1 protein-coding gene is annotated in these 260 nt (G+C 68.1%); it reads right to left on the bottom strand.

Annotated elements, in window-relative coordinates:
* Window positions 1-260: hypothetical protein (locus RVY79_RS20200; protein ID WP_317466362.1), on the bottom strand; the 260-nt coding region annotated here is incomplete at both ends.

The raw sequence follows: 260 nt of genomic DNA, 5'->3' as shown, positions 1-260 counted from the left end.
GGATTCGTTGATCGGGTAGCCGTAGCCTTGCCCCACCGCCACCACGTGGGCAATGTTGGCGAGCACGTTGCGGCCCGCACTTCCTGATGCGCCGTCTGCCCCGCGCGCCCACTGCAGCATCTGCGTGAACAGGGGGCTGCGCGTGACGGCGTTGTCGGTATAGGACAGCGATACCCATACGCCGCACAACGTGGTCAGCAGCACGCCGGTGGCAATCAACGCCGCGCCGCGCGTGAGCCGGCCATCTGCCGGTGCGCGCA

It is taken from the genome of Chromohalobacter sp. HP20-39 (assembly GCF_033052815.1).
Classification (GTDB): Bacteria; Pseudomonadota; Gammaproteobacteria; order Pseudomonadales; family Halomonadaceae; genus Chromohalobacter.
Note: the sequence above shows the minus strand (reverse complement) of the source record. Positions and strands in the feature narration are given on the sequence as shown.